The organism is Actinomadura scrupuli (genome assembly GCF_050971785.1).
Taxonomy (GTDB): Bacteria; Actinomycetota; Actinomycetes; order Streptosporangiales; family Streptosporangiaceae; genus Actinomadura_E; species Actinomadura_E scrupuli.
In genome coordinates, this window is sequence record NZ_JBPCCU010000003.1 from 132,872 (window position 1) to 155,534 (window position 22,663).

At 70.0% G+C, this 22,663-nt stretch carries 22 protein-coding genes; 6 read left to right on the forward strand and 16 right to left on the reverse strand.

Annotated features, from left to right (window positions below; genetic code table 11):
* Positions 1-63 precede the first annotated feature (63 nt).
* The 7 genes from ACRYCC_RS14970 to ACRYCC_RS15000 form a co-directional block, all read right to left on the reverse strand.
* Positions 64-456, reverse strand: a complete 393-nt coding sequence (locus ACRYCC_RS14970) for a YkvA family protein (RefSeq protein WP_433812427.1) — start codon at positions 454-456, stop codon at positions 64-66.
* 207 nt (positions 457-663) lie between these two features.
* Positions 664-1,332, reverse strand: a complete 669-nt coding sequence (locus tag ACRYCC_RS14975) for a LysE family translocator (RefSeq protein ID WP_433812429.1) — start codon at positions 1,330-1,332, stop codon at positions 664-666.
* 92 nt (positions 1,333-1,424) lie between these two features.
* The gene (locus tag ACRYCC_RS14980) at positions 1,425-2,273 is read right to left on the reverse strand and encodes a helix-turn-helix domain-containing protein (protein WP_433812431.1); all 849 of its coding nucleotides are present in this window, start codon (positions 2,271-2,273) and stop codon (positions 1,425-1,427) included.
* A 122-nt stretch (positions 2,274-2,395) separates the two neighbouring features.
* Positions 2,396-3,157 carry a hypothetical protein gene (locus ACRYCC_RS14985; protein WP_433812433.1) on the reverse strand — a complete coding sequence of 254 codons (762 nt, stop codon included), beginning with the start codon at positions 3,155-3,157 and terminating at the stop codon, positions 2,396-2,398.
* A 185-nt stretch (positions 3,158-3,342) separates the two neighbouring features.
* Positions 3,343-4,749 carry an aldehyde dehydrogenase family protein gene (locus tag ACRYCC_RS14990; protein WP_433812435.1) on the reverse strand — a complete coding sequence of 469 codons (1,407 nt, stop codon included), beginning with the start codon at positions 4,747-4,749 and terminating at the stop codon, positions 3,343-3,345.
* 214 nt (positions 4,750-4,963) lie between these two features.
* The gene (locus ACRYCC_RS14995; RefSeq protein ID WP_433812437.1) at positions 4,964-6,004 is read right to left on the reverse strand and encodes a hypothetical protein; all 1,041 of its coding nucleotides are present in this window, start codon (positions 6,002-6,004) and stop codon (positions 4,964-4,966) included.
* Positions 6,005-6,024: 20 nt separating this feature from the next.
* Entirely contained in the window at positions 6,025-6,921 is an 897-nt protein-coding gene (locus ACRYCC_RS15000) for a hypothetical protein (RefSeq protein WP_433812439.1), read from the reverse strand.
* A gap of 256 nt (positions 6,922-7,177) precedes the next feature.
* On the opposite strand from ACRYCC_RS15000, the gene ACRYCC_RS15005 reads away from it, so the two are divergent.
* Complete coding sequence (locus ACRYCC_RS15005; protein ID WP_433812440.1) at positions 7,178-7,663, forward strand: hypothetical protein; 486 nt, start codon at positions 7,178-7,180, stop codon at positions 7,661-7,663.
* A 6-nt stretch (positions 7,664-7,669) separates the two neighbouring features.
* Here the strand turns inward: ACRYCC_RS15005 and ACRYCC_RS15010 are convergent, their stop codons facing one another.
* The 6 genes from ACRYCC_RS15010 to aceA all read right to left on the reverse strand — a co-directional run bounded on the left by ACRYCC_RS15010 (position 7,670) and on the right by aceA (position 14,040).
* Complete coding sequence (locus ACRYCC_RS15010) at positions 7,670-8,113, reverse strand: nuclear transport factor 2 family protein (protein ID WP_433812442.1); 444 nt, start codon at positions 8,111-8,113, stop codon at positions 7,670-7,672.
* A gap of 101 nt (positions 8,114-8,214) precedes the next feature.
* Positions 8,215-9,198 (reverse strand): ABC transporter ATP-binding protein, encoded by a 984-nt coding sequence (locus ACRYCC_RS15015; RefSeq protein WP_433812444.1) that lies wholly within the window; start codon positions 9,196-9,198, stop codon positions 8,215-8,217.
* 4 nt (positions 9,199-9,202) lie between these two features.
* Positions 9,203-10,057, reverse strand: a complete 855-nt coding sequence (locus ACRYCC_RS15020) for an ABC transporter permease (RefSeq protein ID WP_433812446.1) — start codon at positions 10,055-10,057, stop codon at positions 9,203-9,205.
* Positions 10,050-10,844 (reverse strand): ABC transporter permease, encoded by a 795-nt coding sequence (locus ACRYCC_RS15025; protein WP_433812448.1) that lies wholly within the window; start codon positions 10,842-10,844, stop codon positions 10,050-10,052. The genes ACRYCC_RS15020 and ACRYCC_RS15025 overlap by 8 nt, the downstream gene beginning before the upstream one ends.
* A gap of 188 nt (positions 10,845-11,032) precedes the next feature.
* On the reverse strand, positions 11,033-12,514 hold the full coding sequence (locus ACRYCC_RS15030; RefSeq protein WP_433812449.1) for a M1 family metallopeptidase: 1,482 nt from the start codon (positions 12,512-12,514) through the stop codon (positions 11,033-11,035).
* A gap of 230 nt (positions 12,515-12,744) precedes the next feature.
* A complete protein-coding gene (gene aceA / locus ACRYCC_RS15035; RefSeq protein WP_433812451.1) occupies positions 12,745-14,040 on the reverse strand; it encodes an isocitrate lyase in 1,296 nt (431 codons plus the stop codon).
* A 150-nt stretch (positions 14,041-14,190) separates the two neighbouring features.
* Here aceA and ACRYCC_RS15040 point away from each other — a divergent pair, with 150 nt between their 5' ends.
* The 4 genes from ACRYCC_RS15040 (at position 14,191) to ACRYCC_RS15055 (ending at position 18,943) form a co-directional block, all read left to right on the forward strand.
* Positions 14,191-15,627 (forward strand): helix-turn-helix domain-containing protein, encoded by a 1,437-nt coding sequence (locus tag ACRYCC_RS15040; protein WP_433813888.1) that lies wholly within the window; start codon positions 14,191-14,193, stop codon positions 15,625-15,627.
* Between the two features lie 173 nt (positions 15,628-15,800).
* Entirely contained in the window at positions 15,801-16,775 is a 975-nt protein-coding gene (locus tag ACRYCC_RS15045) for a glucosyl-3-phosphoglycerate synthase (RefSeq protein WP_433812452.1), read from the forward strand.
* Between the two features lie 247 nt (positions 16,776-17,022).
* Positions 17,023-18,252, forward strand: a complete 1,230-nt coding sequence (locus ACRYCC_RS15050) for an acyl-CoA dehydrogenase family protein (RefSeq protein ID WP_433812453.1) — start codon at positions 17,023-17,025, stop codon at positions 18,250-18,252.
* A 178-nt stretch (positions 18,253-18,430) separates the two neighbouring features.
* Entirely contained in the window at positions 18,431-18,943 is a 513-nt protein-coding gene (locus ACRYCC_RS15055; RefSeq protein WP_433812455.1) for a hypothetical protein, read from the forward strand.
* Between the two features lie 999 nt (positions 18,944-19,942).
* Here the strand turns inward: ACRYCC_RS15055 and ACRYCC_RS15060 are convergent.
* From ACRYCC_RS15060 to ACRYCC_RS15070, 3 genes are all read right to left on the reverse strand, one after another.
* Positions 19,943-20,200: a UBP-type zinc finger domain-containing protein gene (locus ACRYCC_RS15060; protein ID WP_433812457.1), complete on the reverse strand. Its 258-nt coding sequence runs from the start codon at positions 20,198-20,200 to the stop codon at positions 19,943-19,945.
* 348 nt (positions 20,201-20,548) lie between these two features.
* On the reverse strand, positions 20,549-20,755 hold the full coding sequence (locus ACRYCC_RS15065) for a hypothetical protein (RefSeq protein WP_433812459.1): 207 nt from the start codon (positions 20,753-20,755) through the stop codon (positions 20,549-20,551).
* Positions 20,756-20,849: 94 nt separating this feature from the next.
* Complete coding sequence (locus ACRYCC_RS15070; RefSeq protein ID WP_433812461.1) at positions 20,850-22,001, reverse strand: glutathione-independent formaldehyde dehydrogenase; 1,152 nt, start codon at positions 21,999-22,001, stop codon at positions 20,850-20,852.
* A 440-nt stretch (positions 22,002-22,441) separates the two neighbouring features.
* Between ACRYCC_RS15070 and ACRYCC_RS15075 the strand changes: the two genes are divergently transcribed.
* Positions 22,442-22,648: a hypothetical protein gene (locus tag ACRYCC_RS15075; protein WP_433812462.1), complete on the forward strand. Its 207-nt coding sequence runs from the start codon at positions 22,442-22,444 to the stop codon at positions 22,646-22,648.
* The last annotated feature ends 15 nt before the right edge of the window (positions 22,649-22,663 follow it).

A 22,663-nucleotide genomic window follows, 5' to 3' on the forward strand; every position in this document is an offset into this window, starting at 1 on the left:
CCGACTGCTCGACTGCCCGACTGCTCGGCTGCTCGGCTGCTCGGCTGCTCGCCGGCCTTGGGGTCAGCCGCGGAGGGCCTGCCGGGCCTGGCGGTGCCGGGTGTACTCCTGGCCGGCCGCGACCGCCAGCCAGGACAGCGCGCCCATGTCGTCGACGATGCCGAGCGGCCCCAGGAAGATCTCGGGGATGAAGTCGACGGGTGACAGGATGTAGACCACCGCGATGATCATGCCGAAGATCTTCCCGGCGCCCGTCTTGTAGTTCAGCGGGACCCCCGCGGTGCCTCCGGGCTTGCGGGTCTGCTTGCGCCGCCGGTTGGCCAGCAGCAGACCGCCGATCAGAAGGGCGGCGCCCGCTCCGATCGCCAGAAGACCGGCCCCATGGGCGGTGTCGCCGCTCAGCCCGAACCGCAGGCACATCCCCACGATCATCACGATGACGCCCGACCAGATCATGAGCTGAGCCCCTCGGTATGTGTTCAGACGGTGTGTAAGAGGACGGTGTGTGTTCAGGCGTGGCTTGGTATGGGTTCACACCTGGTGTGCTGGTGACTCGGTCTGTAACTCGACGCTCCGGTATGTAATTAGACGCGGTATGCCCGACCAGCCTGCTCCCATTCGCGCATCGGGACCCTGTTTTCCCGCCGGGGCGCCGGGCGCGGCTCAGCGGGGCTCGAGGGCGACCTTGACGCCGATGGCCAGCATCACGGTGCCGGTGACGCCGTCCAGCGTGCGGCGTACCCGGGGGGTACGCAGCAGCCGGGAGACCGGGCTCAGGGCGAGGGTGAACAGCCGCCACCAGATCACGGCGAGGGCGAGGAAGACCGCCGCCAGCACGGCGGTGGTGCGGAGCCTCGGTTCCCCCGAGCCGACGAACTGCGGGAGCAACGTCAGGAAGAGCAACGCGATCTTGGGGTTGAGCAGGTTGGTGAACAGGCCCTGCCGGAACGCCGCCGCCCGTCCGAGCACCCCGGTGGCGGCGGGCTCCCGCGTCCTGCCCGGCGCGGTCTCCGTCCCGGTCTCTGCCCCGGCGTCCCGCGGGGCGGGGCGCAGCGCCGACAGGAGCATGCGCACGCCGAGATAGGCCAGGTAGGCGGCGCCCGCCAGCTTCACCACCGAATAGGCGGTGGCCGAGGCCGCGAGCACCGCGGAGAGCCCGAGCACGGCCGCCGTCGCGTGTACCGAGATGCCCGCGCAGCAGCCCAGGCCGGTGAACCACGCCGTACGGCTGCCGCCGCGCAGGCCGTTGCGCAGGACCAGGAGCATGTCAGGACCGGGCGTGACCGTCAGAACGGCCACGACCCCCAGAAACGGAACCAGCAACACCGGCATTTCGCCATCATAGGTACGCGGCACCGTCGGGCCTCCCTCCGCTTTCGCGGCGGGCTCCGCTCTGTCGTCGCGGCGGCCTTCCCCGGGGAGGGTCAGCCGGAGATGCCGCCGCCGGGGATGCGGGAGGCCAGCATCTCGGTCGGGGTGAAGCCCGCCAGCGCGCGGAACTCCCGGTTGAGATGGGCCTGGTCGTAGTAGCCGCAGGCCACGGCGACCTCGGCGACGGGCGCCGGTGCGGGGCGGTCGAGCATCGCCTTGGCGTGCTGGAACCGCAGCACCCGGGCCATCACCTTGGGGGACAGCCCGATCTGCTCCTTGAACCGGTCGACCAGGTGCTTGCGGCTCCACCCCACCTCGGCGGTGAGCTCGGTGATCGTGACCCGCCCGGCGGTGCCGGCCAGCAGCCGCCAGGCCCGCATGACCTCCGGTGACGGCACCGGCCCCCGGGCGAGCCGGGCCAGCAGCAGCTCGTCCAGCAGGTCGAAGCGCTGCGCCCACGACGGGGTCTCCGCCAGCCGGGCCACCACGGAACCGGCCCGCGGCCCGAGCAGATCCCCCAGGTCGACGGCCACGTTGGTGAGCACGCGCATGGGCACGCCGAGCAGGCGGTAGGCGCCGAGCGGGGTCAGGTCCACCTGGATGCCGAACTGGCCACCGGGATGCTCGTACAGCCCCGGGCCGTCGTGCATGCCGGCCACGAAGGCCGGATACGCCACGCCGCCGAACCCGGGATGGGGCATGGTGATCAGCTTGAGCGGCTCTCCCAGATTGATGATCAGGGTGACGCTGCCGGTCGGCATCGTGCGCAGGCGCAGGGGCATGCCCGAGTCCTCGCGGTAGCCGACGTAGCCGTCGAGAAACGGGCGCAGCGCCGGATGCCAGGGGGTGGACACCTTCTGCCAGGAACCCAGGACGCCCGTGCTGACAGGTCGCTCGCTCACCCCGACAGTGTCGCACCGGCCCCGACACTCCGCCGCCACCAGCGGTTCCCCACCGCGGCTCCCGATGGGCCACGGCCTGAACCCAGGGCCGGATGAGAGGCGAACCGAACCCGGCCGGAGGGTCATTCACCGGTCTGACCGCACACCGCCATACGCGCCAGATCGTCCCAGGTCAGCCTCATGGCAGTTGCGCGAGTCACAGGTGCTCCGGTGACCGGCGGTACGGCCGGGCGGGCGATCGTCACCTGGGGCGGCGGAGTCCGGTCGTCGCCGGGGTCGCGGCGGCTGCCGGCGGCCGCGCGTTCCAGGTAGTCGGCGGCATCGAGGCTGAGCCAGCGGGCCGGGGTGGCCCGTGTCCCGCCGCCGGCCGGGCGCGGCGCGTCCGTCCCGGACCGGCCGTGCTCGCCCGGCGGATGCCCGGCGAAGTCCTCCAGGTCGGCGACCTGGGACTTGATGACGCGTTCCCAGCCGGGGTATCCGGCGGGGACGTGGCCCGGCAGGGCGAGCCCGGCGGCGGACCAGCCCGGGTCGGGGGGCGGGGGAGTGGTGACCGCCGCGGCACCGAACATCGCGGCGACCTCGTCGAGTGGCAGCTCCGCGCGGTGGCGCAACGGCGCGCTGACCTTCCAGAGCCCGCGCAGATAGCCGGAGAGCGTCCACGAGCCCGACCGGGCCTCGTGCCCCAGCCGCTGGAGGTACAGGCGCAGGTCATGTTCGTCGCGGAGGGCGGGACCCGGAGGCCCGCTGACCCAGTACGTCTGCTTGTGCACGACGCCGCTCTCCATGACCAGCACCCGGGCCAGCGCGTCCACCCGGCTGTCGTGGCCCGACATGCGGACCTCGTCGCCGTTGTCGCCCTGGCGCATGACATCCCATACCGCCACCCTGGGCACCTCCGCGCGCCGTATCCGACCTTCCAGCTCCAGGCTGACAATCTCCCAGAAACGAGGGCCCCGCGGCAGGAGAGCGGTCACCCCCGGCATACGAAGATCAAGGCCCCGGCGGTGTGCCGGGGCCTTGATCTATGAGCCGGCGGAGGCCGGCCGGCCTCCTCGGCGAAGCTCGCGGATCAGTGCTTGGAGCGGTGCATCACCTGCAGCTCGGTGAAGCCGTAGAGACCCCACGGGCCGTTCTCCACACCGATGCCGCTCCACTTGAACCCGCCGAACGGCTGCTTGGGGCTCAGGGCGAGATGGGTGTTGACCCACGCCGTACCGCACTCGAGCTGTTCGGCGACCGCGGCGGCGCGGTCCGGGTCGGCGCTCCAGACCGAGCCGGACAGCCCGAAGTGGGTGCCGTTCGCCCGGTCGAGGGCGTCGTCGAGGTCGGTGTAGGAGACGACCGGCAGGGCGGGGCCGAACTGCTCCTCGTCCACGATCCGGCTGCCGTCGCTGAGGTCGGCCAGGATCGTCGGCTCGAAGAAGAAGCCCGGCCCGTCGATCGGCTTGCCACCGGCGGCCGCGCGGGCTCCGTGGCTCAGCGCGTCGGCGACCAGTTCCGAGACCCGGTCGTACTGCGGCCTGTTGTTGATCGGGCCGTACTGGACGCCTTCGTCCACGCCGTTGCCGACCTTGACCGACCGGGCCTGGGCGGCGAGGGCCTCGACCACGTCGCCGTACAGGCGCTCGGGAACGTACACCCGCTTGATCGCCGAGCAGACCTGGCCGTTGTTCTGGAAGGCGCCGGCGAACAACTTCTCCGCGACGGCCGCCGGGTCGACGTCGTCGAGCAGGATGGCCGGGTCGTTGCCGCCCAGCTCGAGCGTCACGCGCTTGAGGTCGGGCGCGGCGGCGGCGGCGACCTTCTTGCCGGTGGCCACCGAGCCGGTGAAGCTGATCTTGCGGGGGACCTCGTGCGCGGTCATCCGGCCGCCGAGGGAGTCACCGCCGCTGACCACGTTGAGCACGCCGGGCGGCAGCACCCCGGCCAGCAGCTCGCCCATCTTGAGGGTGGCCAGGGGGGTGTACGGCGAGGGCTTGAGCACCATGGTGTTTCCGGCCAGCAGCGCGGGACCGATCTTCCAGGCGGCCAGCACGAGGGGGAAGTTCCACGGCGTGATGGCGGCCACCACGCCCATCGGGCGCCGGACCACCTCCACGAGCGCGTCGTCGTCGTCCTGGATGATCTCGCGGGGCATCGCCAGCTCGGCGAAGTACTTCAGCCAGATGCCGGCGCCGATTACCTCGAAGGTGGCGTCCTGCAGGGGCTTGCCCTGCTCGCCGGTGAGGATCGGGGCCAGCTCGTCCGCCCGGGACATGAGCAGGTCGGCCGCCTCGTGCAGGGCCTTGCGCCGCCCGTCCTCGTCCCGCCGCCAGTCCCGGTACGCGCCCGCGGCGGACGCCATGGCCTGGTCGAGCTGCTCCGGCGAGCACTCGGGCGCCTGTGCGTGCACCTGCCCGGTCGCCGGGTTGACCACCCCGAACGTCCCGGGCGCGGTCACGCTCTCGCCACCGATGGTCATCGTGAAGTCGGACACCTGTGCCTCCACCTGGGTACCACAAAAACCGAATGACGTTCAGTCTGTCGCTCTTCGGCCGTGATGGCCAGAGCGCGGGCCGGGTTCCTGCAGGGCCGGTTTCGAGGCGGGCCGGCGGAGGACTACAGCAGGCCGTCCGTGTCCCGTGCCCGCCCGTGGGTGCGGGGTCGGGTGGGCGGACAGGGACACGGACGGACCGTCATGGGCCGGGCGGTCAGGCGCCCAGCATCCTTTCGAAGAAGTCGCGGTAACCGCGCACCGCCTGCCGGAGCCGCTCGGTATCGGACTTGTTCGTGTCGGCGCGCCAGCGGTCGTCCAGCGTGCGCTTGTGCCCGTTGAGCGACTCGATGAGGGCGCTCAGCACCTCGGAGGCCAGCTCGTCGGCGCGCCGTACGGCATCCTCCGGGTCGTCGACGAAGTCCGACTGGACCTCCCGCCACCGGACCCTGAACGCCGCGGCCTCCTCCTGCCCCATCAGCTGCTCGATGCGGTCACCCTTGGCGTCGTCGGACGCCGGCGGGCGCTCCCCGGCCGCCTCCGCCGCGGTGCCCGTGGCGCCCGCGGCGACAACGGCGGCCTCCGTGGCCGAAGTGCCCTCCGCCTCCGAGGTGCCCTCCGAGACCGCGTTCTCCGAGGCGGTGTCGTCCGAGACCGCGGCGTCTCCGGCGGCGGGAGTGTCCCCGGCGGCCTCGGTGAACCCGGCCGGCTCGGCGGTCTCGGCGGGCTCACCGGGCTCGCGCGCGGCGGTCCCGGGCTCGACCAGGTCGTCCCCGTAGCCCGGCTCGGCGGGCTCCGCCGCACCGGCGGATACGCGCTCGGGGTCGTCGGACACATGGTCGGACGCGTCGTCGGACACATCGTGGTCGGAGACCTCGTCGTCGGACACCTCGTCGTCGGACACCTCGTCATCGGACACATGGTCGTCGGACACATGGTCGGAGCCGGTCGTGTCGGCGGTCGTGTCGTCCTCCGGCGCGGGCGGCACCAGCACCTCGTCCCGGTCGCCTGGCGTACCGGCCACGTGCAGGTCCTCGTGCACCTCCTCCACGTGCCCGGACGGGACGGCATCGGCATCGGCATCGGTGTCGGTGTCGGTGTCGGTGTCGGTGCGAGCCTCGTCGGATGACAGCCGGGAGTCGTCATCCTCCGCCGCGGGCGGCTCCTCCTCGGTGACGACGCGGCCGGTGTCGGGGTCCGTGTCGGTCTTACGGTCGGTGTCGGGGTCGGAATGCCCCCAGGACCAGTTCTTCTCCATGATCGTTCAGCTCCCAGAGGTCAGTTCGACCCGGAGCGGGGGCCCCGCTCGCGGGGGTCTGCGGCGACGGCGTCGGTACGGGCCTCCCGGCCCTGGGCCTGCTCGCCCTCGCTCCGCTCGGCGGCGGCCCGGTCGCTCTCGACCCGGTCCGTCTCGGTCCGGTCCGTCTCGGTCCGGTCCGTCGTGCCCCGGCCGGTCTCGACCCGGTCGGCGCCGGCATGGTCGGGAGCCTGATCGGCGGTGGCCCGATCAGTGGTGGCGCGATCGGTGGTGACCCGGTCGGCGGCGGCCTGGTCGGTCGTGGCAGGGCCGCGGGTGGCCGGCTCCGACGACTCACCGGGTGCCTGGGTGCGACCGGCCGGTGTGGCGGTCGCGTCGTGCTCGGCGGGAACGGCCAGCAGGTCCTCGAACAGCGCGCGGTAGTGCACCATCGCCTGGCGCAGTTCCTCGGTGGAGGCCTCCTTGCGGCCCGCGCTGAGGCTGATCTCGTGGCCTCGCCGGTAGTGGTCGAGCATCCGCCCGTGTTCCACCGAAAGGGAGGCGACGCGCTCGTCGAAGTTCTCGGTGGGGTAGCCGCGCTCGCCCATGACGACGATGACGAGCCGGTCGCCCTGCTCGACGGCCGCCTCGGGTGCGTCGACGAAGTGTTCCTGGACCTGGGTCCACTGCTGCCGGTAGCGCTCGCGCGCCTGCGGATCGAGCGGACGGATGTCCAGTTCCTGGTGGCGCTGCTCTCTGTTCTGGAGTTCGCGCTCCGCCTCGCGGCGGCTCTGGTGGCTGTCTATGGCGCGGTCGTACTCGGGGCCGAACTGTCGGCGCAGTCGTTGTGTGCGGGCCTGGCGCCAGACGAGGTACCCGGCTCCTGCGACGAGTGCGACGACCACGACCACGACGACGACCATAAGGAGGGTCGACATTGCTGCCTCCGGACGTGAGTCGAGACTGTTTACCGCCCGATGCCCGTACAAACCGGTTCAAAACAAGGGGGTCCAGGTTTCCGGGGTGTTTCACGCCGTGCCGGCGGCGGCGGAAGGAATATGAGCGGCCGGCGGCTTCACCTGGCAAGATGGCCAATACTTCGTTAAAACCTGGATCCGGGCGGCCCGCCCTGTTATGTATCAGTACGTGCCCCTTGGACGGCCAGGGTGGCCGCCGATGGGACGGTGATTCGCGGTGCGCCACACGTTCGGCCTCATCCTCGGGGTGATCCTCACCCCCGCCCTCGCGTACGGTGCCGGGTGGGGTTATACCCGGGCCGGTGCGTCCTATGACGCGATCAACCAGACCATCACCGACCGGACCCGGCTCTACGGAGCGTTCGCTCTGGTGGCGGCCGTCGGCCTGGTGATGGGCATCGTCATCCTGGCCCGCTGGGCCTCGCCCTTCGTGTCCCTCGTCCCGGCCCTGGCCTTCATCGGCTGGACCGCCTGTTTCCTGATCACCCCGAAGACGGCGCTGAAGGTCCCTGACCGGCTCCCGCCCGCGGGCGAGATCGACACCGCGTTGCGCGTGCTCCTCGGCTACGGGGTCTTCGGCCTCATGGGATTCGCGCTGTTCGTCCCGACCTGGGCGCCGGGCCGGTGGAGACGCGGTGCGGACGACGAGGAGGAGAGCGGCAGCAGGAGCAGAGGCCGGAGCAGGGCGTACGACCCGTACTGAGAGCGATCACTGCATGGTGCGCCAGAGCTGTTCCTCCACGAGCTCGCGGCTGCGCCAGCCGTCCGGCGTACGGACCATGCGGTGGTGATACCAGCCGCCCCCGCGGATGATGCCGGGGGCGTCGGCGGAGACGGCGTCCCGGGTGGGCGCGAGGGTGTCGGTGAACGACGCCGTGACGATGGCCGCGTCGCCGTCCACGCTGATCGAGACGTTGCCGATGAAGTGCTGGCGCCCCGGCCAGGTGGGCAGCACCTCGGCCAGCCAGCCCCGGACCTCGTCCCGCACGCCCTTGACCCCGCCGGCCGAGGTGTAGTCGATGACGGCGTCCGGGGTGAACACCGCGTTCAGCAGATCCCACTGCCCGGTGTCGACCGCGAGGGTATAGCGGGTCAGCACCTCCCCGATGAGCAGCCGGTCGGAGATCTCCTGAACGTTCATCGCCTCGTGCATGGTCGTCCTCCTCGACGGTCGCAGGGGCTCAGCCTAGATGAAGCAAGCGCTCGGTCGGCGAATACTCGGGCAGGCGCCGGCCGAGGGGGTCGTCAGGCCGGTCAGGGCCGGGTGGTTCCGCCGGAGGTGACCTCGCCGGGCCGGGAGGCGCCGTACAGGCGGGTGACGACCTCCTCGATTCCCGGCTCGCGCAGTGAGATGTCGCGTACCTCGTGCCGCGCGGCCACCGCGGCCACCACCGCGGCGGCGTTCATCTCCGGCGGGATGGAGAGCCACTGGCGCGGCCCCTCGTGCCGTACGACCCGGACGCCGGGCACGTCGATGTCCGGGCCGGGCACGGCCAGGTCCACGATGAGGGTCCGGTCGGCCGCCATGGTCGCGCGCAGCCGGACCAGGTCCCCGTCGTAGGCGAGCCGCCCGTGGTCGATGACCATGACGCGCCGGCACAGCCGCTCGATGTCCCCCAGGTCGTGGGTGGTCAGCAGGATGGTGGTCTCCCGCCGTACGTTGAGCTCTTCGAGGAATCCCCGCACGGTCGCCTTGCTCACGACGTCGAGCCCGATCGTGGGCTCGTCCAGCACGAGGAGCTCCGGGTCGTGCAGCAGCGCCGCGGTCAGGTCCCCGCGCATTCGCTGGCCCAGGCTGAGCTGGCGCACCGGTGTCTCCAGGAACGTCCCCAGCTCCAGCAGTTCGGTGAGCTCCGCCAGCCGCCTCCGGTGGGTCCGGGCGTCGATCCGGTACAGGTGCCGGATCAGGGTGAGGCTGTCGCGCAGCGGCAGATCCCACCAGAGCGTGGTGCGCTGGCCGAAGACCACCCCGATCCGCCGGGCCAGCGTCGTCCGCTGCCGGGACGGATCGAGGCCGGCCACCCGCACGCGGCCGCTGGAGGGGGTGAGGATCCCGGTGAGCATCTTGATGGTCGTCGACTTGCCGGCCCCGTTGGGGCCCAGGTAGCCCACGAACTCGCCGCGTTCCACGGTGAAGGAGATCTCGTCCACCGCCGCGGCCTTGGTACGGACGCGCCGCAACCGCCCGGTGCGCTTGCGCACGGTGAAGAACTTGGTGACGTCCTGCACGTCGATCACGGTCTCAGCTCCCGGTCGATCGGTAACGGCGGAGTCCGGCCCGCCAGGCCAGCGCGGCCACGGCGCAGAGCAGGACGGCGACCAGCGGCGAGCCGAACCGGAGGACGGCGGGCAGTCCCAGCGGATCGGGCCGGTCGAGTATGTACAGCGCCGGCTGCCAGTTGACGAAGGCCAGCGGGACCAGGAAGGTCAGGGCCCGCACGAAGTCGCGGCCGAAGACGCTCAGCGGGTACTGCGTCAGGAAGCCGCCGCCGTAGGTGACCGAGTTCATCGCCTCCCGCGCGTCGATGACGACGAACTGCAGCGCGGCCGTGAGCACCCACAGCGCACCGAAGATCGCCACTCCGGACAGCAGCATCACCGGCAGCATGATCACCCTGCCCGGGGTCCAGGTCACGTGCACCCGGCCCAGGGCCAGGCCCAGCACCACGAGGGCCGGGACGAGCTTGCCCAGCCGCCGGGGCGAGAAGTCCTCGGTGGCGATCTGGATCAGCGGGCTGACCGGGCGGACCAGGATGGCGTCCAGCGTGCCCTCCCGGACGTGCTGGCCGAGCCGTTCGGCGGTGCCCAGCAGGATGTCGGCGACCGCGAACGAGACGACGGAGGTGCCGTACAGGAACATCACCTCGGCGCCGGAGAAGCCGGCCAGCCGCGGTGTGTGCACGAAGATCAGCGCGATGGCGGCCAGGTCCAGGCAGGTGACGAAGAGCGTCCCGGTCGTGAGCAGGATCATCGAGACGGGGTACTGCGCGGCCGCCCGCACCCAGGTCCAGGCCAGCAGCAGGTAGATCCGCAGCTCCCGGCCCAGCGGCGTGCCGGCCGGCCCGCCCGGCGCGGTCTCCCTCGGCGCCTCAGCCACCGTGGCTCACCAGCCTGCGGCGGGTGGCGCGGGTGAGCAGGCGGCCGGCGGACAGCAGCGCCGCCGCCCAGGCGGCCTGGAACCCGTACGCGGCGAGCAGGCCGCCACCGGTGCTCTTGCCGAGGAACACGTCCCCCGGCGTCTGGATCATCGCGGCCCAGGGCAGCGCGCGGGCCAGTGTGCCGAGCCACCCCGGGAACACCACCAGCGGCAGGATCATCCCGGAGAGGAACATGGTGGTGATCAGGGCGACGGCGTGGATGCCGCGTTCGTCGTGCAGCCAGAAGACGCACAGCGAGACCAGATAGCGCATCCCGAAGCTCACCAGCACGGCGAGCAGCACCGAGCCGAGGAACGCCGCCCAGGCCGGCGGGCCCGGCAGCCGCAGCGGGAAGATGAGGGCGGCGATCAGCAGCGTGGGGGCACCGCGGAACACCAGCGTGTAGGCCGCCCTGCCCAGGTCGTCGGCGAGCCACCAGCCCTGGAGGTCGACCGGCCGGTGCAGGTCGATCGCGACGTCGCCGGACCGGATCCTCGCGGTCAGCTCCAGGCTGCCGCCGAAGACCTGAACCGGCCCGATCAGCGCCTGGCCGACGAAGGAGAACGTCACCGCGTCCGTGGCGTCGTACCCGCCGAGGGAGGGCCGGTACGCCCACAGCGCAATGAGGATGGAGGCCTTGAGGAAGCCGAAGACGGTGTTGGTGACCATCGCCGAGAGGGTCGCCACCCGGTAGGTCGAGTAGCGCCGGAAGGCGTAGCTGGCCACGTGGAGATAGAGAATCGTCACCCTCCGTACCTGGGACGGGCACGCCCGAACACCCCCGGGCGGCGGGCACCCGGGGGTCAACGGTCCTCAGCCAACACGAGGAGCAGGGGGAAGTGAAGGGCTCGCGGCAGAAAGCGCGGCGGAAAGGCAGGGCCCTCCCCCGGCCGTCGCGGGGGAGGGCCCTGCCGTTCGTCAGGACGGGCCTTCTGTCAGGGCAGCGGGGGCTTGCCGGTCGAGTAGATCCAGGTCTGGAAGAACGGGCCGAGGTCCTGCCCGGCGATCTTCGAGGCCAGCGCGGTGAACTGCTCCGTGGTGACGTTCCCGTACCTGTGCTGGGCGACCCAGGTGCGCAGCAGCGCGAAGAACTTCTCGTCGCCGATCTTCTCGCGGAGGAACTGCAGCACCATGGCGCCGCCACCGTAGACCCGGTTGTGGAACATCGTGTCCCGCTGCGGGTCGGCGATCTTGACGTTCCACCAGGGGTCGGTGTCCGGATGGCTGTTGTAGATCAGCAGCGCCTGGTCGTGCAGTGACCGGCCGTTGTGCCCGGCGTTCCAGTAGTACTGCGAGAAGGTGGCGAAGCTCTCGTTGAGCCAGATGTCGCGCCAGCGGGCCACCGTCAGCGAGTCGCCGAACCACTGGTGCGCGAGTTCGTGCGCGATCGTGGCGGTGTTGCGGACGTCGGAGTACAGCGGCCGGGTCTGGGTCTCCAGCGAGAACCCGATGGTGTTGCCGTTGTAGGTCGCCAGGTCGGCGATCGCCCCGGTGGACTCGAACGGGTACGGCCCGTACCGCTCGGCCCACAGATCGGTGGCCTCGCCGGTGGTGTCCCAGAAGAAGGCGAGCGGGTCGGGATGCGCCGGGTCCCGGCCGACCAGTTTCGGGTCGACGGCGACCGTCATCGGGATCCCGCCCGGCGTCCGGCCGGTCTTGATGGTCCACTTGCCGATGTCCGCGGTGGCCAGATAGGTCGCCATCGGGAGCCGCTCGTCCCACACGAACGTGGCGCGGTCGCCCCGCGTCCGCTGGGAGATCAGCCGCCCGTTCGACATGACCTGCAGGTCCTTGGGCACCGTGACGCGGAAGGTGAAGGCCGCCTTGTCACTGGGGTGATCGCTGGACGGGAACCAGGTCGAGGCCGCGTTCGGCTCGTCGCCCATGAAGGCGCCGTCGTCGGTGTGCACGAAGCCGTACGGCGAGCCGAACACGACGGGGGAGCCGACGATGGTCTGGGGGACGCCCCCGTACGCCACGGTGACGACGAAGGTCCGCCCTCTGGGGAGCCCCTGACGGGGGGTGATCACCAGTTCCTGGCCGTTCCTGCTGAAGATCACCGGCCGGCCGTCGACCTTGACCGAGGCGACGTCGAGCTGCTGCAGGTCGAGATCGAAGCTGGACAGGTTCTGGGTGGCCTTCGCCGTGATCACCGCGGTGCCGTCGAGGCGCTTGGTCGCGGGATCGTAGGAGAAGTCGATGCCGTAGTGACGGACGTCGTAGCCGCCGTTGCCCTCGAGGGGGAAGTAGGAGTCGCCGACCCCTGGCGCGCCCGGGGTGAACCGGTCCGAGCCGTCTGGGCCGGGGGCGCCTGGGCCGGCGGCGGAGGCCGCGGGCACGACCGCCAGCGCCAGCGCGCCGGCGGCAGCGGCGGCCAGCGGGGCCAGGCCGCGAGTAGGGCGCAAGGCCATCTTCATGATCCTCTCCGTTGAGCGATCGAGACGTATGTCCGACCCTGTCGAGACCTTCGGGGGATGTCGATGGTCGTGCCCACTTTCGGACAGGCGAATGTCCCGTCCGCCGCGGGCATGCGCCCGAACGTGAGCCGGGGCATGCCGCCGGGAGCCCGTGCCGGGACGTGCGAAGGCCCTCCCGGGGCACGGTCCGGGAGGGCCTTCGTGTGTCGCCTGGCCGGGCGGGCAGTGTCTCAGTGAGCGGCTGAGAACTGCTCGTCCTCCGTGGAGCCCTTGTAGGCCGTGGTGGAGGAATTCGGCGAGATCGCCGTGCTGACCAGGTCGAAGTAGCCGGTACCGACCTCACGCTGGTGCTTGGTCGCCGTGTAGCCGCGCGGCTCGGCGGCGAACTCGCGCTCCTGCAGGTCGACGTAGGCGGTCATGCCTTCGGCGGCGTAGCCGTTGGCGAGATCGAACATCGAGTAGTTCAGGGCGTGGAAGCCGGCCAGCGTGATGAACTGGAACTTGAACCCCATGTGACCCAGCTCACGCTGGAACTTCGCGATGGTCGAGTCGTCCAGGTGCTTCTTCCAGTTGAACGACGGCGAGCAGTTGTAGGACAGCATCTGGTCGGGGTACTCGGCCTTGACCGCCTCGGCGAACCTGCGCGCCACCTCCAGGTCGGGGGTGCCGGTCTCCATCCAGATCAGGTCGGAGTACGGCGCGTAGGCCAGGGCGCGGGCGATGCAGGGCTCGATGCCGTTGCGGACCCGGTAGAAGCCCTCGGCGGTGCGGTCACCGGTGAGGAAGGCCTGGTCGCGCTCGTCCACGTCCGTGGTGATCAGTGTCGCGGCCTCGGCGTCGGTCCGCGCGATGATCAAGGACGGGACGCCCGAGACGTCGGCCGCCAGCCGGGCCGCGTTCAGCGTCTTGATGTGCTGGCCGGTCGGGATCAGCACCTTGCCGCCCAGGTGGCCGCACTTCTTCTCGGAGGCGAGCTGGTCCTCCCAGTGCACGCCCGCCGCACCCGAGGCGATCATGCTTTTCATCAGCTCGTAGGCGTTGAGCACACCACCGAAACCGGCCTCGGCGTCGGCGACGATCGGCGCCAGCCAGTGCGGGGCGTTCTCGTCGCCCTCGGACCAGGTGATCTGGTCGGCGCGCAGGAGGGCGTTGTTGATGCGGCGGACGACGGCGGGGACCGAGTTGGCGGGGTAGATGCTCTGGTCCGGGTAGGTCTGGCCGGCCAGGTTGGCGTCGCCGGCGACCTGCCAGCCGGACAGGTAGATGGCCTTGAGACCGGCCTTGACCTGCTGCACGGCCTGGTTGCCGGTCAGCGCGCCGAGCGCGTTGACGTAGTCCTCCTCGTGCAGCAGGTCCCAGAGCCGCTCCGCGCCGAGGCGGGCGAGGGTGTGCTCCTCCTGCACCGAGCCCCGCAGCCTGATGACATCCTCGGCCGTGTAGGTCCGCTCGATGCCGGTCCACCGGGGGTCATTCTCCCACTGGCGCTGCAGCTCTTCCGCGGCGCCCTTGAGGCGACTGTCGCTCATGGTCTTGCCCTTCTGTGTCGTCCCCTGGGTGCTTGTCTATGAGTCTGTCCGCTACGAGGCACTAACTGAACTCGTGGGTAACAAGAAGATCTGCGATATTTCCGCTAACATCAACCTGTGGCGACCTTGCGGGCAGAAGAACCCCTCATGTTGACGGCTGACGTTGATCTCGTAACGTTCGGCCAGCGGCTGCGGCATCTCCGGCGCAGCCGTGGCCTCACCCTCTCCGACCTGGGGGAACGGGTCGGCCGGGCGCCGTCCCAGCTGTCCCTGCTGGAGAACGGGCGGCGCGAGCCCAAGCTCTCCCTGCTGCAGTCCCTGGCGGCGGCGCTGGAGGTTCCGGTGGAGGAACTTCTGCGCAAACAGCCGCCGAGCCGCCGGGCCCAGCTGGAGATCGCCCTGGAGGAGGCCCAGCGCGATCCGCTGTACAGGTCCCTGGGCATGCCGCACCTGCGGGTCAGTAAACGCATGCCCAACGACGTGATCGAGCACCTGCTCGCGCTCTACGAAGAGCTGCGGCGCAGCCGGACCAAGCCCACCGCGAGCCCGGAGGAGGCCCGGAAGGCCAACGCCGAGCTACGCCGTCAGATGCACGAGCGGGGCAACTACTTCGGTGAGATCGAGGAGATCGCCGCACAGACCCTGGAGGCGATCGGCTACCGCAACGGCGCGCTGTCGCAGGGCATGCTGATGTCCCTGGTCGGTCACTTCGGCTTCACGCTGCGTTACGTCCAGGACCTGCCCCGGTCGGTGCGCTCGATCACCGACATGCGGCACCGGAGGATCTACCTCGAACGCGAGCAGCTCGGCATGCACACGCCGCGCACCATCCTGCTGCAGACCCTCGGCCACATCGCCATGGACCACGACGTCCCCCGCGACTTCGCCGACTTCCTCCGGCAGCGGGTGGAGGCCAACTACTTCGCCGCCGCGATGCTGATCCCCGCGCCGACCGTCGTGCCCTTCCTGCTGGAGGCCAAGGCCAACCGGGAGCTGTCGGTGGAGGACCTGGCCGACGTCTTCTCGGTCTCGTACGAGATGGCGGCCCACCGCTTCACCAACCTCGCCACCCACCATCTCGACCTGCCGGTGCACTTCACCAAGAACGACGAGAGCGGGACGATCTACAAGGCGTACGCCAACGACGGGCTGGCCTTCCCGGCCGACGAGCACGGCGCCATCGAGGGCCAGCGGATGTGCCGGCAGTGGGGTGGCCGCCGGGTCTTCGTCAGCCGCGACCGCTTCTCGGTCTTCTACCAGTACACCGACACGCCCCAGGGGACGTACTGGTGCCTGTCCCACATCGACCCCAGCCACGAGCGGGACTTCGCGATCACCCTCGGCGTGCCCTTCGAGCATTCCCGCTGGTTCCGCGGCCGTGAGACCACCAACCGGGTCAAGTCCGCCTGCCCGGACGGCGACTGCTGCCAGCGGCCCCCGGCCGAGCTGGCGCAGCGCTGGGAGGGCATGGCCTGGCCCTCCGCCCGGGCCCACTCACACGTGCTGTCGGTGCTGCCGCCCGGCGCGTTCCCCGGCGTGGACGAGGCCGACGTCTATACCTTCCTCGACAAACACGCCGCCGAATGACCGATTTCACCCCGGTGCCGGTCTCGGTGTGAACGGTGTGTTGTGGCCACGTTAAGTTCTTGGGTCAAGCGATTTCCTTACGTCCTGTCGGTGAATCATCTGCGACGAAGCAGCGTTTCATAAGGACGGCAGTGTCCTTCGAGGGGCACTGGTTCGCGCCGAGGGGAGTGCAGGTGCTGGCTGAAGTCGCGATGTGGTTGGACCGGCGTACGAGTAGGACGGCCGACTGGCCTGTGGAGAAACTGCTGGCGGCGAAGGGCGCGACCCGCGTCAGCGTCGTCCTGCCGGCTCTGAACGAGCGTGAGACCGTCGGCACCATCGTGACCGCGATCCGGACGGAACTCGTGGAGCGGGTGCCGCTGGTCGACGAGATCGTGGTCATCGACTCCTGTTCCACCGACGACACCGCGGCGGTCGCCACCGCCGCGGGCGCCGAGGTCTTCACCCAGGACGCGGTGCTGCCCGGGTTGCCACGGCTGTCCGGCAAGGGCGAGGCGCTGTGGAAGTCCCTCGCGGTCACCACCGGCGATCTGATCGTTTTCATCGACGCGGACCTGTCCAACTTCTCGCCCGACTTCGTCAGCGGGCTGCTCGGCCCGCTGCTCACCGACCCCGAGATCGGCTACGTCAAGGGCTGTTACGACCGCCCGCTGATCTCCCCGTCCGGCGGGACCGAGGGCGGCGGCGGCAGGGTCACCGAGCTGGTCGCCAGGCCCCTGATCAACCTGCACTGGCCGCAGCTGGCGGGGGTCATGCAACCGCTCGGCGGGGAGTACGCCGGCCGCCGTTCCCTGCTGGAGCGGCTGCCCTTCGTCACCGGGTACGGCGTCGAGCTCGGGCTGCTGCTCGACATGCTCGAGACCGTGGGCCTCGACGGCCTCGCCCAGGTCGACCTCGGCCGCAGGGTGCACTCCCACCAGTCCACCGAGGCCCTCGGCGCCATGTCCAGCCAGATCATGCTCACCGCCTGGTCCCGGCTCCAGCGGCACGGGCGGATGCTGCCGCTGGAGGCGCCGGCGACCGCCCTGACCCAGTTCCGCCGGGTCGGTGACGGCCACGACGTGCGGGTGAGGGACGTCCAGGTGGCCGAGCGGCAGCCCATGATCGAGATCCCCGACTACGCGGCCCGGCGCTCGCTGCTTCCCTGACACCTCCCCGGTATCCGACGCCGCATCGGCGCTCCGGCACCGCCGTGGTCACGCACCGGTCTCACCGGCGCGTGACCACGGCGGTCGTCTTTCCGGGTTCAGGTGTCCCTTCTGTGACGCCTGCCACGGAGTTACCCCGGGGTAATGACGACCCTGCTACCGTTGGTAACACCCGCGCTAGAGACCACTGTGGCGCACGGACCGGGCACGGGGCCGGCCGTGAACGCCGAGGAAGGACCGCAGACACATGAGTGACGAGGCGACGGCGGGATTCTCGCTGGAACTGTCCGAGGACGTGCGCGATGCCCAGAGCTGGGTGCATGAGTTCGCCAAGGACGTGATCCGGCCCGCCGCCGAGGAGTGGGACGAGCGCGAGGAGACCCCCTGGCCCATCATCCAGGAGGCTTCCAAGATCGGGCTTTACTCGCTCGACTTCTTTGCCAGCCAGTCCTTCGAGGACACCGGGCTCGGCATCCCGGTGACCTTCGAGGAACTGTTCTGGGGCGACGCCGGCATCGGGCTGTCGATCGTCGGCACCGGGCTGGCCGCCGCCTCGCTGGCGGCCACCGGCACACCCGAGCAGATCAGCGAGTGGATACCGCAGATGTTCGGCACGGCCGACGACGTACGGCTGGGCGCCTTCTGCGCCTCCGAGCCCGGAGCGGGCAGCGACGTCGGCTCCATCCGGACCCGCGCCGTCTACGACGAGGCCACCGACGAGTGGGTGCTCAACGGCACCAAGACCTGGGTGACCAACGGCGGCATCGCCGACGTCCACGTGGTCGTCGCCTCGGTCCACTCCGACCTGGGCAGCCGCGGCCAGGCCAGCTTCATCATCCCGCCGAACACACCGGGCTTCTCCCAGGGGCAGAAGTTCCGCAAGCACGGCATCCGCGCGTCGCACACCGCCGAGGTCATCCTGGACGACGTGCGGATTCCCGGGCGGCTGCTGATCGGCGGCAAGGAGAAGTTCGACGCCCGGATCGCCAAGGTCCGCGAGGGCGGCCGCGCGGGCGGCCAGGCGGCGATGAAGACCTTCGAGGCCACCCGCCCGACGGTCGGCGCCATGGCCCTCGGCGTGGCCCGCGCGGCCTACGACTACGCGCTGGAGTACGCCCGCGAGCGGGAGCAGTTCGGCAAGAAGATCGGTGACTTCCAGGCCATCGCCTTCAAGCTCGCCGACATGAAGACCCAGATCGACGCCGCCCGGCTGCTGGTGTGGCGGGCCGCCTGGATGGCCCGGATGGGCAAGGACTTCACCGCCGCCGAAGGGTCCATGGCCAAGCTGGCGGCCAGCGAGACCGCGGTGCGCGTCACCGAGGAGGCCATCCAGATCCTCGGCGGCAACGGCTACACCCGCGACTACCCGGTCGAGCGCATGCACCGCGACTCGAAGATTTTCACGATCTTCGAGGGCACCAGCGAGATCCAGCGCCTCGTCATCGGCCGTACGATCACAGGGCTGGCCGTTCGGTAGCGTTTCCGCAGGTCAGCGTCGATTTGGTCGTGATCAGTGTCCGGCAACGCGTTCGGGGACTTCCCGACCTTCCAGCGGAGCCTGTGCGGTGGCACGACAGGTGCTTCCCCCAAAGGACAAGGCCCCTGGGAGTCCTTTGGGGGATGTCCCGAAACGGGCCGTCCAGGAGTTTGGGGGCATGAAGCCTCAGCAGATTCTCACCGCGATGGCGGTATTGGCCCTGGTGGCCGGCTGTAGTGGTGGCAAGCAGGCGGCCACTCCCACTCCCACTCCCAGCGTCGACGTACACGCGATGATGTTGCAGGTCGCCCGGTGCGCCCGGGCGCATGGCGCGCCCAACTTCCCGGACCCCATCGTGGACTCGAGGGGGAACTGGGACTTCCCGCTGTCGGCCGAACGGCAACCGAAGACGCCCGCCTGCGATGCCATCGTCGACCGCTGGAAACTGGCGAACCCGAAGGAGGCCCCGCCACCCGTCTCTCCCCAGGACCTGGTGAAGCTGAGGGACTACGCCGCCTGCATGCGCCAGCAGGGCCTCCCCGACTGGCCAGATCCCGCTCCGGACGGGATCTTCAAGCTTCCCCCTCGGCTGACCGGCGGCCCCAAGCGCCGCTTCGAGAAACAGGACAGGGTGTGCCTCCCGAAGGCGCCCAAGAGGGGCATCAACGTCGATGGCTCCAAGGGGCGCTGACATGCGGCGGGATTCGTGCTGCAGGGTGACCAACTGGGCGACAAGGGGCTGATCGTTAGCCTCGTGGGTTGAGCGGTCACCTCCGCCCACACTCCACCGGCTTGGACGCGGTCGTGGTGGTTGTCCCAGTTGGTCATCCAGAACCACTGCGCCAAGCCGACCAGCCCGTCCGATCCGCGCGGCGGCGCTGTCGTCACCTCGGGTGCTGGAATCGGAAGTCGCTGGCCTGAGCTTCCCCTCGTAGCGTGGACACATGGTGTCCCGCTCGATTATTGAGTTATGTGGTCTGAGCTGGGACTATGCGGCGTAGCGGTACTCGCTGATCATGCCTGTGACGACGCGTCTACGCCGGACGAATCTCACGCTCCGGACCAACCGATACAACAGCGACAGCACCACGCTGAGATGATCGCAGCCACGGCACTGATCCGATAGTAAAACCCCAGCTCACAGCACGAAACCCAGTTTCCGAGCGGTACAGGCCGGAGGCTGGCGAGAACTCCGGGACAAGGTCGCCTAGCAGAAGACGCGCCTGCCGGCGCTGTACGGCGTCATCGACTTCGACGCGCGGCCCGAGCGGTTCACCGACGGGCCGCCGGGAGCGCCATCCGTGGCGAGCTTGCTACGAGCGGCCCCGCCTGCTCGCGGCCAAGGCCCAGGTCGCCACGATCGAGGCGTTCACCATGCTGGGCGACGTCGTCGCCGACGCCTACACAGCACTGCTGCCTGAACTGGGGTTCCGCAAGAGCGATCCGGGGCGGCCCGTGTGTTGTCGAACTCGTGGGCTAAGCCGTTGGTGCCGCTTTCGTCGGAACTGTCGCTGCCTGCCGCGCCATCGCCGAAGCCCTCAGAGAGACCTTCATGGAGGCGTCGGACACTACGACCGGCTCGGCCGGCCATGACGGCCGCGTAATGGGCGACCTAGACCACGTGGCACGGGCCACCGCGGCCGTACGGCCACGTCACGGCGGGCCCCTGGACGGCGGGCCCGGGCGGCGCTCAACCGGCCACCTGATCCGCGTAGCACCACCGCCAGTCCTCACCGGGTTCGAAGGAACGCACCACCGGATGGGTCGTCGTGGCGATGAAGTGCGCGGTGGCGTGCCTGCCGGGCGAGGAGTCGCAGCACCCGATGTGCCCGCAGGCCAGGCACTTGCGCAGATGGACCCAGGGCATGCCCAGCGCCAGACACTCCTCACAGCCCTCGGGTGTGCGCGGCGGCGGATCGCCGGATTCGTTGATGTGCACGCAGCTCATGGCAGCCCCCCAGCTCTCGGGGGGTGCCCTACCCCCGGCCGGGCGCGCCACTCCTGCCGGCGGGCGCACCCCCGGGCCCACCACGTGGCCGTGTCAGCCGATTGAAAAGCAGTCCGCGTGCGGCCGCCCGCCGCAGGTCGGGTGAAGGTCAGGGTGGTCGGCGGTCGGCAAGGCGATGTGGGAGGCCCTGGGTGTGCCGTCCGCTGCACAGGCCAGTACCGCCCGATTCAGGACGGCCTCGGCCACCAGCACGAGGTCGCCGGCCGCGGCGGCGAACAGGTGAGCCCGGCCAGCGGCCTCCGCCCGAGCTCCTGGTCGTAGTCGTCGAGTTTGACGAGGGTGTCCGGGTCACCAAGGTGGAGAGCTCGGCGAGCACCGCGCCGACACCCTGGGGGGCGGCGGCGTGGCGGCATGCCCGACGGAGATCGAGTACGGAAGTGCCCCGCTGAGCCGCCCGTACCGGCAGGCGTTGAACTCCCGCAGGGCGGCCGTCAGGCCGGTGAGCAGCCGATCGGCGGGGGCCTGCGCGCGTGCGGGGGTAACAAGGCCGGACATCGCGTGCGGACTCCGGCGATGGGCGAGGGCGCGGCCAGTGCACGCACAGAGCGTGGCGGGCGGCACCCTGCCCATCTGTCCTCGGCGGGTGGGGTCAGCGGGATCCGTCGGGGTGCAGGACGACCTTCGTCCAGCCGTTGTCGCGGTTGTCGAAGTGCTGGTAGCCCTCCGGGGCCTGGAGCAGCGGCAATTCGTGGGAGACGATCCACGATGGCTTGGCCTTGCCCTGCTGGATGAGCGCGCACAGTTGCCGGTTGTAGGCCTTCACGTTGCACTGGCCGGTGCCCATGCTCTGGCCCTTGAACCAGTAGGCGCCGTAGTCGAAAGCGACGTCACCCTCCTTGTACAAGGGGTCCGGGCTCTGTGGATCCCGGGGGACGAAGACGCCGACGACTCCGATGGAGCCGGTGAACCTGACGGATTGGACAAGGTTGTTCAACGTCATGTTGGGGTGCTCGTTGCCCTGCGGGTCGTGGGCCTGGTAGCCCACGCATTCACAGCCCCGGTCGGCGCCGAGACCGTTCGTCTCCTCCATCACCGCGTCGATGGGTGAGACCTTGGAGTCGTCGATCGGGATGGCGCCGATCTGCTCGGCGAGGGCGAGCCGGTCCGGGTGGCGATCGACAATCATGATCTTGGAGGCGGCCTTGAGGCTCGCCGACAGGGCGGCCATCAGGCCGACCGGGCCCGCGCCGAAGATGACGACGGTCTCACCGGGTTGCAGGCCCGCCAGTTCGGTGCAGTGCCAGCCGGTGGGGAAGATGTCGGAGAGCATCACGTAGTCGGTCTGCTTCTCCCATGCCTCCTGCGGCAGGACCAGGGCGTTGAAGTCGCCGTAGGGCACGCGCAGGAACTCGGCCTGGCCGCCCTCGTAGGGCCCCATGTCGGCGAAGCCGTAGGCGGCCCCGGCCATGTGCGGATCGTCCGGTGTGGTCAGGCAGAACGCGGTGAGCCCCCGCTCGCAGTTGCGGCAGAACCCGCAGCTGATGTTGAACGGCAGGCTCACCAGATCCCCGACCCGCACGCGGTCGACCGCGGAGCCGACCTCGACCACCTCGCCCAGGTTCTCGTGGCCGAGTACCCGGCCGGTCTCCATGTCGGTGCGACCTTCGTACATGTGCAGGTCGGATCCGCAGATGTTGGTCGAGGTGACCTTGACGAGGATGTCGGTGTGCCGCTCGATCTTGGCGTCGGGCCGATCCTCGACGCGCACTTCGCGCGGGCCTTCGTACACGAGAGCCTTCATGAGATCCTCCTATGTCAGGCTGCGATGGGCCCTCGGTCACTCGCGCGGTTCTCCCGTGGCGCGGACCAGCCTCACAGGCTCGCAAGAGCCCAAACTCGCTCGTAACCCTGCCAATCGGGCTAAACGTGCAAACCGGACGTGCGGCAAAGGTTCATTTGCCGGTTCATGCGCTATTACGGCACAGAATGTCAAGGGAGCGATTCGACCACCGGTACCTCGCGTAGCGGAGGCCGAGGTGGCGAATCCCCTCGTACGAGTCGGGGGAGCCTCCGCCATTGTGCCCGGCGGCCCGTCGCGCCCAAGAATCCCCGGGAAGCGGTAGGAATGCGGACTGACTCAGTGATCGCCGGCGTTTCCCGGTAGCGCTTTCGGAGCATCGATTCCCCTTGGTCGGGGGATGTGCGGAGCGAGGAGCGCGCGGAATCCGGCAGGAGACCGACATGATCGACAACATCCTCGCCTTCGACGCCCACACCGGACGTCCTGGACGAACTCGCCGAGACCGTGATCGACGAGGGCGGATCGGTGGAGCACACGAGGCCGACACGGACCTGCGCAAGGAGGGCGTGGCCGCCTTCCTGCGGTTCCCATTGCCGCCCCGGCCCGAGGACACGTCGGCGGCGAACGCGACATCTACCCCGCAGTGATGGAACAGTCCTACC

Coding starts and splice junctions, on each gene's coding strand:
- ACRYCC_RS14995 (WP_433812437.1), bottom strand. CDS start 6,004: ATGGAGAAGAACTGGTCCTGGGGGCATTCCGACCCCGACACCGACCGT.
- ACRYCC_RS15000 (WP_433812439.1), bottom strand. CDS start 6,921: ATGTCGACCCTCCTTATGGTCGTCGTCGTGGTCGTGGTCGTCGCACTC.
- ACRYCC_RS15055 (WP_433812455.1), top strand. CDS start 18,431: ATGAAGCCTCAGCAGATTCTCACCGCGATGGCGGTATTGGCCCTGGTG.
- aceA (WP_433812451.1), bottom strand. CDS start 14,040: ATGAGCGACAGTCGCCTCAAGGGCGCCGCGGAAGAGCTGCAGCGCCAG.
- ACRYCC_RS14970 (WP_433812427.1), bottom strand. CDS start 456: ATGATCTGGTCGGGCGTCATCGTGATGATCGTGGGGATGTGCCTGCGG.
- ACRYCC_RS15075 (WP_433812462.1), top strand. CDS start 22,442: ATGATCGACAACATCCTCGCCTTCGACGCCCACACCGGACGTCCTGGA.
- ACRYCC_RS15010 (WP_433812442.1), bottom strand. CDS start 8,113: ATGCACGAGGCGATGAACGTTCAGGAGATCTCCGACCGGCTGCTCATC.
- ACRYCC_RS15070 (WP_433812461.1), bottom strand. CDS start 22,001: ATGAAGGCTCTCGTGTACGAAGGCCCGCGCGAAGTGCGCGTCGAGGAT.
- ACRYCC_RS15050 (WP_433812453.1), top strand. CDS start 17,023: ATGAGTGACGAGGCGACGGCGGGATTCTCGCTGGAACTGTCCGAGGAC.
- ACRYCC_RS15060 (WP_433812457.1), bottom strand. CDS start 20,200: ATGAGCTGCGTGCACATCAACGAATCCGGCGATCCGCCGCCGCGCACA.
- ACRYCC_RS15030 (WP_433812449.1), bottom strand. CDS start 12,514: ATGAAGATGGCCTTGCGCCCTACTCGCGGCCTGGCCCCGCTGGCCGCC.
- ACRYCC_RS15065 (WP_433812459.1), bottom strand. CDS start 20,755: ATGTCCGGCCTTGTTACCCCCGCACGCGCGCAGGCCCCCGCCGATCGG.
- ACRYCC_RS14975 (WP_433812429.1), bottom strand. CDS start 1,332: ATGCCGGTGTTGCTGGTTCCGTTTCTGGGGGTCGTGGCCGTTCTGACG.